This window comes from Actinomycetota bacterium (assembly GCA_040905475.1).
GTDB lineage: Bacteria > Actinomycetota > AC-67 > AC-67 > AC-67 > DATFGK01.
Map to the genome: position 1 here is coordinate 1 of JBBDRM010000018.1, position 11,399 is coordinate 11,399.

Annotated in this window: 10 protein-coding genes; 6 read left to right on the top strand and 4 right to left on the bottom strand. The window is 68.9% G+C overall.

Going from position 1 to position 11,399, the window contains the following annotated elements:
- Positions 1-1,367, bottom strand: a 1,367-nt coding sequence (locus tag WEB06_01780) for a 2-oxoacid:acceptor oxidoreductase subunit alpha (GenBank protein MEX2554343.1), incomplete at its 3' end; no start/stop codon positions are given.
- A 388-nt stretch (positions 1,368-1,755) separates the two neighbouring features.
- On the opposite strand from WEB06_01780, the gene WEB06_01785 reads away from it, so the two are divergent.
- The 5 genes from WEB06_01785 to WEB06_01805 are packed head-to-tail and all read left to right on the top strand — an operon-like array spanning position 1,756 to position 7,322.
- Positions 1,756-2,907 (top strand): cysteine desulfurase family protein, encoded by a 1,152-nt coding sequence (locus tag WEB06_01785; GenBank protein ID MEX2554344.1) that lies wholly within the window; start codon positions 1,756-1,758, stop codon positions 2,905-2,907.
- Positions 2,904-3,146: a sulfurtransferase TusA family protein gene (locus WEB06_01790; protein MEX2554345.1), complete on the top strand. Its 243-nt coding sequence runs from the start codon at positions 2,904-2,906 to the stop codon at positions 3,144-3,146. The genes WEB06_01785 and WEB06_01790 overlap by 4 nt, the downstream gene beginning before the upstream one ends.
- A gap of 40 nt (positions 3,147-3,186) precedes the next feature.
- Positions 3,187-4,644: a metallophosphoesterase family protein gene (locus WEB06_01795; GenBank protein ID MEX2554346.1), complete on the top strand. Its 1,458-nt coding sequence runs from the start codon at positions 3,187-3,189 to the stop codon at positions 4,642-4,644.
- Positions 4,641-6,350, top strand: a complete 1,710-nt coding sequence (locus WEB06_01800) for a hypothetical protein (protein ID MEX2554347.1) — start codon at positions 4,641-4,643, stop codon at positions 6,348-6,350. The genes WEB06_01795 and WEB06_01800 overlap by 4 nt, the downstream gene beginning before the upstream one ends.
- A 42-nt stretch (positions 6,351-6,392) precedes the next feature.
- Positions 6,393-7,322 carry a glycosyltransferase gene (locus WEB06_01805; protein ID MEX2554348.1) on the top strand — a complete coding sequence of 310 codons (930 nt, stop codon included), beginning with the start codon at positions 6,393-6,395 and terminating at the stop codon, positions 7,320-7,322.
- Here the strand turns inward: WEB06_01805 and WEB06_01810 are convergent.
- The 3 genes from WEB06_01810 to WEB06_01820 form a co-directional block, all read right to left on the bottom strand.
- A complete protein-coding gene (locus WEB06_01810; GenBank protein ID MEX2554349.1) occupies positions 7,306-8,256 on the bottom strand; it encodes a glycosyltransferase in 951 nt (316 codons plus the stop codon). The genes WEB06_01805 and WEB06_01810 overlap by 17 nt on opposite strands.
- 28 nt (positions 8,257-8,284) lie before the next feature.
- Positions 8,285-8,614, bottom strand: a complete 330-nt coding sequence (gene erpA / locus WEB06_01815; protein MEX2554350.1) for an iron-sulfur cluster insertion protein ErpA — start codon at positions 8,612-8,614, stop codon at positions 8,285-8,287.
- Positions 8,615-8,712: 98 nt separating this feature from the next.
- Positions 8,713-9,834 (bottom strand): glycerate kinase, encoded by a 1,122-nt coding sequence (locus WEB06_01820; protein MEX2554351.1) that lies wholly within the window; start codon positions 9,832-9,834, stop codon positions 8,713-8,715.
- Positions 9,835-9,939: 105 nt separating this feature from the next.
- Between WEB06_01820 and WEB06_01825 the strand changes: the two genes are divergently transcribed.
- A partial coding sequence (locus WEB06_01825) for a radical SAM protein (protein ID MEX2554352.1) occupies positions 9,940-11,399 on the top strand: 1,460 nt, incomplete at its 3' end.

Consider the following 11,399-nt stretch of genomic DNA (forward strand, 5'->3'; position numbering starts at 1 on the left):
CCGGGGATCGCCCACGGCCGCGCGAGGTTCTCGTCGCGCAGGTACGGCCAGAATTCGCCGTCCTTGTTGGGCTCCTTGGCGAACTCGACGGGGATATCCGGCAGATCGTGGACGTCGGGGAGGCGCCACGGCTCGGCCGAGTTGGTCAAGAACGTGTCCGACAGCAGGATGACAGGCGTGCGGTACTTGATCGCGATCCGCACCGCCTCGACGGCGGCCTCGAAGCACCCCGCCGGCGTGTAGGCTGCGACGATCGGCAGCGGCGACTCGCCGTGCCGCCCGTACATCGCGAGCATCAGGTCGGATTGCTCGATCTTGGTCGGCATCCCGGTCGACGGGCCCGCCCGCTGCACGTCGACGATGATCATCGGCAGCTCGAGCTGGAACGCGAGCCCGATCGTCTCGGCCTTGAGATCGAGCCCGGGTCCCGAGGTCCCCGTCACGCCGATGTTTCCGGCGAACGACGCGCCGACGGCCATCCCGGCTGCGGCGATCTCGTCCTCGGCCTGGATCGTGCGGACGCCGAAGTTCTTGTGCCTGGACAGCTCGTGCAGCAGGTCCGAGGCCGGCGTGATCGGGTACGACGCGTAGAAGAGCGGGATCCCCGCGCGCTGCGCGGCGGCGATCAGGCCCCACGCGAGCGAGGTCGCGCCGGTGATGTTCCGGTACGTCCCCGGCGGCAGCTTCGCCTTCTTGACCTGGAACTGATGGGCGAACAGCTCGGCGGTCTCGCCGAAGTTGTAGCCGGCCTTGAACGCGGCGACGTTCGCCTCGGCGATGTGCGGGAGCTTCGCGAAGCGCTTGTTGATCCACACGATCGTCGGCTCGGTCGGCCGTGTGTACATCCACGACACGAGTCCGAGCGCGAACATGTTCTTCGCGCGTTCGGCGTCCTTCTTGGTGATGCCCTCGATGCCCTTGGTCGCCTCGACGGTCATCGTGGTCATCTTGACCTTGTAGACCTGCCAGCCGTCGAGCGAGCCGTCCTCGAGCGGGTTGGACTTGTAGCCGGCCTTCTTGAGGTTGCCTTCGGTGAACGCGTCCTCGTTCATGATCAGCATCCCGCCCTGGGGCAGGTCGCCGAGGTTCGTCTTGAGTGCGGCCGGGTTCATCGCGACGAGCACGTTCGGCTGGTCGCCGGGCGTCAGGATGTCCTCGTCCGAGAAGTGGATCTGGAAGCCCGATACGCCGAACAGCGAGCCGGCCGGCGCTCTGATCTCGGCCGGGAAGTCGGGCAACGTCGAAAGATCGTTGCCGAGGATGGCGCTTACGTTGGTGAAGCGGTCGCCGGTGAGCTGCATCCCGTCCCCAGAATCGCCGGCGAACCGGATGACGACCCTGTGGAGCTCTTCAGCGGACTTCGCCATCTCCTCCTACTTCCGCGGCCCCGCCGCGCGTCCCTGCACCGTGCGAAGCGGCCGCGATGAACGCTTCCGATCGCGACCGCATCACCATTCTACGCTCTTCAGTCGAGCTTCGGTTTCCCAGACGGCCCTCGCCACGGCACGACGACGCTGTGCCGCCAGCAGCCGGGTCCCTCGTTGTAGGCGGAGAGCCGGGTGCCGCACACGTCGCACGAGCGGCGTCCCTCGAACCGCTTCGGAGCCTCGCGAGGGTCGAGGGAAGACTCTCGGGTTCCTCGGGGCGGAGTCTTCCCAAAGGCCGGCATCGCGAGGCGGAATGATATCCCCGTGAGAGCGGGAAACTCCAACATCGCCCCAGGTCAACGCCGAGGCCGCGACCTATACTCGTCCCGTGCGCGAGGTCTATCTGGACCATGCCTCCACGACGCCGGTGTTACCGGAGGCGCTCGAGGCGATGACGCGGGTCGCCGGGCAGGTCTTCGCCGACCCCTCGCGGCTCTACGGCGCGGCGCGCGTCGCTCGGATCGAGCTCGACGGTGCCCGCGCGTCGGTCGCCTCCGCGATCGAAGCCCGCCCCGAGGAGATCGTCTTCACTTCCGGAGGTACCGAATCCTGCAACTTGGCGATCGTGGCCGGTGCGCGAGCAGGTGTCGCTGCCCGCAGGCCGGCCCGGGTCGTCGTCTCCTCCGTCGAGCACACGGCCGTGCTCGAAGCGGCTCGCTCCCTCGAGGGGTTCGAGGTCGTCGAGGTCCCGGTGGACGGCGCCGGGACGGTCGACCTCGAGGCACTGCGCGAGGCCGTTGCGGGCGGCGCCGCGCTGGTATCGATCCAGCACGCCAATCAGGAGGTCGGAACGATCCAGCCCGTCGCCGAGGCGGCAGCGATCGCGCGCGATGCCGGCACGCTGATGCACACCGACGCGTGCATGACGGTGGGTCACCGGCCGGTAAGCGTGGGCGCGCTCGGCGTCGATCTGCTGTCGGGATCCGGGCACAAGGCCTACGGCCCGAAAGGCGTGGGGTTCCTCTGGGCCCGGCGGGGCGTGCGCGTCCGCCCGACACTCCCCGGCGACGATCGCGAGCGCCACCGCCGCTCGGGCATGGAGAACCTTCCCGCGATCGCCGGGATGGCCGCCGCGTTCGCGGTACGCGTGGACGAGATCGCGGCCGAAGCGCCGCGCCTTCGCGCGATGTCGGATCGCATCCGCGACGAGCTCCCGAAACGCGTCCCAGACACGATTCTGCACGGCCTCGCGATCGACCGGCTGCCCGGCCTCGTCGCCTTCAGCTTCTTGTACGTGGAGGGCGAGGCGCTGCTCCTCGGGCTCGACGCTCGCGGCATCGCGGTTCATTCCGGATCGTCGTGCACGTCGTCGGCCGACGAGCCCTCGCACGTCCTCGCCGCGATGAACGCGCTCACCCACGGTTCCGTTCGGGTGTCGCTCGGGCGCACGACGACGGAAGACGACGTTTCGTACCTCCTGGACGAGCTGCCCGGCATCGTCGAGAAGGTGCGGGCCATGAGCCAGGCGCCGGGCCGATGAACGCCGACGAGGAACCGCTCGTCGTGGATTCGCTCGGGACGGCTTGCCCGATCCCGGTCATCGACCTCGCCAAAGCCGTGGAACGGGCCCCGCCCGGCTCGCTGCTGGAGCTCCTTTCCGACGACGAGGGGGCGAAGGTCGACATCCCGGTGTGGTGCCGGATGAAGCGTCACGAGTACCTCGGTCGCCAAGACCGCGAGCGCGGCTGGGCGTTCCTGGTCCGCAAGGCCGCCGGGTGAACGGCAGGGAATCACCCCCCATTCCGAGAACCTAAGTCGGATGGAGACACCCTTCGGCTCCATCCCTCAGGAGCACATCGGCCGCCTGTCGATGGCAGAGATCCACGAGACCCTGGGCAGGAGCCGGGTCTCACGGCGCTCGATCCTGAAGGCCGGAGCGCTGGGCGCCGGCGCCGTGGTCGCCGGGCCCGTCCTGTGGCAGCGGCCCGGCTTCGCCGCGGTACCTCCCGCCGGTCGCCATCTCGTCTACGGCGCCGACCCGCAGCGGTCGATGACGGTCTCCTGGTCCACCGCCGAGCCGGTGCAGAACGCCGTCATGGACCTCGGTCTCGACACGAACTACGGAACGACGCTCGCGGCCGAGACCCGCGCGGTCGCCGGCACGCCGACGAACTATCACCACGTCCCGATAACGGGCCTCCAACCGGGCACGACCTACCACTATCGCGTCCGGCACGCCGGCGGGGAGAGCGCCGACGAGATGTTCCGCACCGCGCCGGCAGCGATCGCTCCCTTCACGTTCACCGCCTTCGGCGATCAGGGCGTGTCCGACGGAGCCGCCGAGACCACGCAGACGGTCGCTGCGGCGAACCCGGCGTTCCATTTCCACGTCGGCGACCTCTGCTACGCGTTCCGAACCGGCACGGGGAACCCGCTGAAGCCGGCGCCGCCGATCGACGTCCTCGTACCGATCCTCACCGACCAGAGCGTGTGGGACGCGTGGCTCGCGATCATGAGCCCGCAGGCCGCGCGCGCGCCGTGGATGACGACCGTCGGGAACCACGAGATGGAGTACGGCTACGGCGAGCTCGGCTACGACGCCTACCTCTCGCGGTTCGTGCTTCCGGGGAACGGCGTGTCGGCGAGCACCTACTCGTTCCGGTACGCCAACGCCGGATTCATCGCGCTCGACGGCAACGACGTCTCGCACGAGCTCTCCGCGAACCGCGGTTACACCGGCGGAGCGCAGGACGCCTGGCTCAGGGAAACGCTCACCGCGATGCGCGCCGATCCGGGGCTCGACTTCATCGTCGTCGGCTACCACAACTGCTCGTACTGCACGAACGTTGTGCATGCTTCCGACGCCGGGCCGCGAGAGCGGTGGGGAGCGTTGTTCGATCAGTTCAGCGTCGACGTCGTGATCAACGGCCACAACCACTGCTACGAGCGCACGCATCCGATCCGCGGTGGGAAGCTCACCCGCAAAGCGCCGTCGGGGTCGACGATAGCGCCCGCCGTCGACGGCACGACGTACATCACCGCCGGCGGGGGCGGACAGGCCGCGTATCAGCTCGCGCTCTACCCGGCGTCTTACGTGACCATCGTCGGCGGCCTCCGCGTGCCGGAACTGGCGCCGTGGTCGGCGAAGCGCTACCTGAACCTCTCGCTCCTAGCCGTGGACGTCGCGCCGCCCGACTCCGGCGGCGTGGCCACGATGACCATCCGCGCACTGCGCGCCGGCGGCGCCGAGATCGAGCGCATCACACTCAGACGGTGAGACGCTTCGCGGCTCGTTCGCTGGCGCTGAGCCTGCTCGTCGCGGCCACATTCCAGCCCGGTATCGGCGACGAGCAGATCGACTGCGGCACGACGCATGTCGGGAACCGCACCCAGAACGCCACCGGGGTTGAAGACCCAGCGGGCGATGTCCGCGTGTTCGCGATGCAGTACCGCCAGGAGATCTCCTACGCGACGAGCTACGAGACCTTCCTCCACAAGATGGAGTGCCTCCTCCTCGACTACGTCGTGCCGAACAAGTCGGCGACGCAGCCGAACGTCGTCGTGCTCAACGAGGACATCGGCCTGGCGACGCTCGGGATCGGCACGCGCGGCCTGGTCGCCCGGACGGTCGCGGCCGGCCCCGTCAAGGACCCGCAGAACCTCGTCGGAGCGATCGCAGCGTTCGCGGGGGTCGGGATGGCCTACGCGCCGCAGCTCGCGTACTACGCGCTCAGCGAGCCGCAGACCAGCGCGCAGCGGCTGATCCTTGCTGCGGTCACCGACACGATGGTCCGCGCATTCATGCAGACCTTCAGCGACCTTGCGCGGAAGTACGACATCTACATCGTCGCTTCGAACAACCAGGCCGAGTTCCGCGAGGTGCGGGTCGCCGACAAGCCGACCGCCGCCCTGCTCATCGACCCCGACCTTCTCCCCCGTTACCTCAGCGGCGATCTGTCCACCGTCTACGAGGCCGTCGATTCCGGCGGCGCCGGATTCCCCGACGACCAGGGCGACGGCGCGGCGGGGATCAACGTACACAACAAGGCGTTCATGTGGTCGCCGAACCCGGGCGTCGAGCCGTACGCCGCCGCTCGCTTCGGCGAGTACGCGCTCGATCCGGCGCAAGGGCTGACCGAAGAAGACCCGCGGTCGAACCTCGTCGGCGTCACCAAGAAGACGCCGATCACCTCGATCGAGCGCATGCTGCTCGATCTCACAGACGACAACGACATGAGCCTCGAGAACACCGGGCCGTTCCCACTTCCCGGCGAGGGATCGCCGACGCATCCGCTGCCTGCCGCCACACGGATCGGCTTCGGGATCAGCCTGCCGGCGTTCGAGTGGGGCAACGACTTCGGCCAGCCGTTCGCGGGCGACGGCTGCGCGGATCGGACGACGTGGATGCGCTGCCTCGACCAGCGCGGCGTCAACCTGTTCCTCCAGCCCGAGGCGAACCCCGGATGCTGCTGGGTGGACTACATCGACCTCGGCTGGCATCCCGACGCGTGGCAGGCGCTGTCCTGGATGGACTCGGCGTGGCGAGCCGTCGCCGATCCGAGCGTGACGAACATCCGCTACGCGGTCACGCCGCACATGGTCGGCAACCTGATCGACCTCGCCTTCGACGGGCAGTCGGTGATCTTCGAGCGATGCGATTTCGGCGGCGTGGATACCTGCGCCGGCAACGTCCCGCAAGCGTTCGTCGGAGCGAAGGACTTCATCGGGTGCCCGCCGAGCCCGGCCGCCGACGCGCCGTGCGACGACCCGAAGCTCCTCGGCTATTCGGGCCTCAAGCGCGAGACGATCGCGATGGCGCCGTGGGTGCTCGCCGACGATCCGGCCCTGGACGCCGTCGCGAACCGGGCCCGGCTGACCGAGCGGGGCCACGCCATGCTCGCCGGCTCGGGGAGCCCCTACGAGAACGGCTACCTCGAGACGGCGATCTGGGCCGACCTCGACCTCGACCCGCCGGGCGCCTGAGCGCCGGACGCCGACCGACGCCTTCGCTACAGTTCCCCCGCCATGAGCATCCCCTTGAGCGTCGTCGTCCCGACCCGGGACCGTCCCGAGATGCTGCGCCGCTGCCTTGCCTCGATCCGCAAGAGTCTCGGGGACGCCGGGGAGTTGATCGTCGTCGACAGTGCCTCGCGCGACGAGGCAGCCGTTTCGATCGCCGCCGAGGTCGGCGCCCGGTATCTCAAGGCCGAGCTCCCCGGCGCTGGGCGCGCCCGCAACGCCGGCTGGCGCGCGGCGACCCAGGAGGTCGTGGGATTCGTCGACGACGATATGACCGTAGCGCCCGACTGGGCCGAGACCGTGCGTGATGCGTTCGCCATGAAGCCCGGGCTCGGGTTCGTTACCGGCAAGGTGCTGCCCCCTCCCGAGCAGGCCGGCGCCGCGCATCCGATCGCGCTCGTCGACGCGCCCGATGCGCTGGATCATCAGCCGCGAACCGCCCGTCACGAAGGGATCTCAGGGAACTTCGCGGCCCGGCGCGGCGCGCTGGCATCCATCGGCGGATTCGACGAGCTCCTCGGCGCAGGCGTCCCCTTCAAGGGCGGCGAAGACTTCGATCTGTTCGATCGCTTGATCGCCTCCGGCGTTCCGGGCCGCTACGAGCCATCGATCCTCGCGCATCACGACCAGTGGCGCTCCAAACGGGAGCGGTTGAAGCTCGACTTCGGCTACGGCATCGGCGCCGGCGCCCGGCTGGCGAAGTTGATGCGCGCCGACCGACAACACGCGCGCGCGGTTGCGCGCGACGTGCTCTGGCGATGGGGCTTGTTAGACTTCGTCAACTGCATCCGCAAGCGGTACGAGTACGGAGCAATCGCGGCCCTGTACCGGCTCGCCGGCATCGTTCGAGGGCTTGTCGGCGGGCTCGCGATACCGGTCGTCGATGGGCACTTCGCGCCGCGACGGCGCAAGCGTAGCGCTACGCGCGCCGCATGAGTGTCATCCTCGCCGCCTCGCGCAGCGCGCCCATGGTCCGCGCGACGTCGCAGACCGCATGGAACGCGACCTCGGGGCGGCGTAGCCCCTCGCCGCTTCGACGCCTTAGCTCGCTCCCCAGCCAAGAGGTCGCTACGCGCGCAGCGCCGAACTTGCGGTCGGACAAGGTCTCACGGTCGAGGATCCAATCGGAACGCCCCTGCGCGTAGGCCCGACGCAGGAAGTACCGGCGGTTGAGACGCGAGGCGGGGAGCTCGTGGAACACGACCGCATCGGGCACCCACCGAACCTCACCTCCGCCCTCGCGCACCCTGCGAACGAGCAGCGCGTCGTCGTTCACCAGCGGCGTGCCCCCGCGAGGACCGAGCGACGGCTCGAACCCGCCCGAGGCGCGCAGCTTTGCGGTGTCGAACGCGCAGTTGGCGGTCAGGAAGAACTCTTTCGCCGACAGCTCACGCTCCTCGGCGCCGAGGTCCCAGCGAGCGAGGTAGCCGCCGACCGCGACCTCGTCGAACCATTTCGGCCGCTCCACCGACGGGTCGAGCAGCACCAGACCTCCGGCGCCAGAGCAGCGCCCCGACAGCACCGGCCCGGCCACTTTCGCGAGCCAATCCGGCGCGGGCACCACGTCGTCGTCGATCATCGCCGTCACGTCCCCCCGCGCCTCTTCGATCCCGCGGTTCCGGGCGTACGCCGAGCCGCGCCGGGTTTCCCTGACCATCCGCGCGCGGCCGCCGAACGTCCCCTCGCGGGCCGCGAAGACGGCCTCGGCGCCTGGTGCGTCGTCGTTGTCGATGACGACGAGCTCCCACTCGAAACCCGCCTCTTGTCGCGCGAGGCCCTCGAGGGCGCGAGCGAGCGAGGAAGGGCGCCGGTAGGTGGGCATGATGACGGTGACGCGGGGTGACCCTTGCACGGACGAGGGGCGGCTCATCGCCGCCCCTCGAAGATCGCGCTTGGACTCAGTGGAACGAGTCCCCGCACGCGCACGTCGACTGCGCGTTCGGGTTGTTGATCGTGAAACCGGACTGCTGGAGCGTGTCGACGTAGTCGATCTCCGCGCCCGAGAGGTACGGCGCGCTCATCTTGTCCACCACGAGGCGGACGCCGCCGAACTCGGTGGTCTGGTCGCTGTCCTTGATCTGGTCGTCGAAGAAGAGCGAGTAGCGGAGGCCTGAGCAGCCGCCCGGCTGGACCGCAACCCGCAGGGCGAGCCCCGACTGCTCGGGCGCCTCGCGCTGGAGCAGCTCCTTGACCTTCACGGCAGCGGTGTCGCTCAGCTTCATGCTCATTCTCCTTTTCGGGGCGGGGGATTCTCCGACCCCGCACGTCAGATTATACCGGGCGAAGGACGGTTCCGGGAGCCCTCACCAGCGGATCATGGACGGATTCAGGGTCTGGACCGGGCCGAAGCGAACGAACGGACCATTGCGGCTGCCAGCGTGGCGAGGCCTCCTTCGGCTTTTGACATAGCCGCAGCTTGGTCGCCGAAATGGTCCACGAGAGAGCGGATGGCGACGAACCCCGCCTCGGCCGGCTCGAGCTCGGACGCGCCGACGATCGCCGCGCACGGAACTCCGGCCTCCGCAGCCGCGCGCGCGACCCCGCTCGGCGCCTTCCCGGCGAGCGTCTGCCGGTCGAGCCTTCCCTCACCCGTCAGCACCAGATCCGCGCCGTTCAGCCGGTCGGCGAACCCCAGCGCGTCGAGGACCACCTCGACGCCACGTCGGATCTCGGCGCCGAGCGCCATCAGCATGGCGCCCGTCCCGCCGGCGGCACCCGCCCCGGACCGGCCGGCGACATCGGCGCCCAGATCCTCGGCGAGCCGCTCGGCGAGCCGTTCGAGCCCGCGCTCGAGGACCTCGACCTGGTCGGGGCTCGCGCCCTTCTGGGGGCCGAACACCCGCGCGGCACCTTCGGGCCCCAGGAGCGGATTCGTCACGTCGGAGGCGACGACGAGCGGCGTGGCGGTGACGCGGGGGTCGAGCTTGGTCTTGTCGATCAGAGCGAGCCGCTCGAGCGCTCCGCCTCCGTCGGGGAGCGGACGTCCTTCCACGTCGAGGAACCGCAGACCGAGCGCCCGGGCGAGCCCGGTACCGCCGTCCACCGTCGCCGAGCCACCCAGGGCGACCAGGATCCGAGACGGCCGACGCGCGAGCGCCGCGCGGATGAGCTCGCCGGTGCCGTAGGAGGAGGCTCGCATCGGGTTCCGCTCCCCCGCCGCAACGAGCGTCAGGCCCGAGGCTTGGGCCATCTCGACGACGCCGGTCCCGTCGGTCAGGATCCCGACGTGCGCCCGGACGGGGAGCCCGAGCGGGCCGCGCGCGATGGTCCCCATCACGCTTCCGCCGACCCCGGCCACCAGTGCATCCAAGGTGCCGTCTCCGCCGTCCGCCACGGGAGCGAGAACGGCGTCCGCCCCCGCGGCTTTCACGCCGCGAGCCATCGCCTCGGCCGCTTGCTTGGCGGTCAGGCATCCCTTGAAGGCGTTCGGAGCGACGACGACGCGCACGGGGGGAGGATACCCATCGACGACGAGCCGTGTTCGTGCCCCTTCAAAGCGTGCGTGTAGACTCGCGCGACGAATCTGATGCCGGCGTCAGCTCAAGGAGGAACGATGCGGACGGTCCTGGTGAGCGATACCTTCGCCTACTCGTTCCTGGTGCGGCGGCCGTACCCCTCGTGGGAGCCCTTCTGGAAGAGCTACCGCGACCGGGCGATCATCACCCCCGAGTACGGCCTGCTGTACATCGCCGCGGCGCTGAAGCAGCACGGCATCGACTACGACCTGGTCAACATCATCGCCGACCACTGGGACGAGCGGTGGTTCGCGGTCTCCGACGACCACCAGCACGACGACGCCGCGCGTGACGAGCTCGAAGGGCTCATCAAGACGATGAGCGACGACCTGGCGGCCCGGCTGAAGGGCGCCGACGTCGTGATGATCCCGATGTCGTACTACTACATGGTCAAGGGCGTGAAGAACCTGATCGCCGAGATGCGCAAGGCCGCGCCCAACGCCGTGTTCATCACCGGCGGCAACTACGCCACGATGCACGCGTTCGAGCTGATCCTCGACGGGTACGCCGACATCGTCGTGCGCGGCGAGGGCGAGGACACGATCATCCAGCTGATGGCGGAGCTGGCCGAGGGCAAACACAAGACCGGCAAGCTCGACACGATGGGGATCTCGTACCAGGTCGGCGGCGGCGAGCCGGGCCACAACATGGACATGCCGCGCATCGGCGACCTCGACCGGCTCGCGCACATGTACTCGGCCGGCGACCGGTTCAAGATCCGCGAACGTCACCACTTCCTGAAGACGCTGCAGCCCAACGGCGACTACTTCATCGGCTCGTCGTACGTCACCTCGCGCGGCTGCCCCGAGAAGTGCACGTTCTGCATGGACCCGACGATCTGGAACCGCAAGGTGCGTTTCCACTCGCCCGACTACGTGCGTGAGGTCGTCCAGTACTGCTGGGACAACTACCGCACCGTCGGAAAGCCCAAGTTCTACTTCGGCGACGCGACCTTCACGCTCCGCAAGCCGCGCCTGTTCGAGATGTGCGAGAAGATCGCCGACATCGGATGGGACTACAACGTTCAGACCCGTGCCGACGCCGTGAACGAGGAGACGCTGCTCAAGATGAAGGCGGCCGGCTTCTCGAACATGGCGTTCGGGAGCGAGTCGTTCAACGACGAGATCCTCGAGGACATCGTGATGAAACGGCAGACCTCGAAGCTCGTGCTCGAGGGCGCGCTGCTGGCACGCAAGATCGGACTCGAGCCGATCTTGACGTTCATCGCCGGGCTGCCGGGCGAGTCGAAGGAATCGATGCTCCGTACCGTGCGGATCCTGCGCCAAGCCGGGTTCACCGAGGCGACGTTCTTCCCGCTCGTCGTGTTCCGCGGCACGCCGCTGTACGACACGTTCGCCCAGGGCAAATCAAAGGCCGAGATAGAGGCCGCTCGCTTCGACGATTACTCCGAGGAGTACTGCTACCTGTCGGAGGACTTCCCGACCAAGGAAGCGTTGATCTCCTGGGCGGGCTACCTCAACGCGGAGATCCGCAAGGA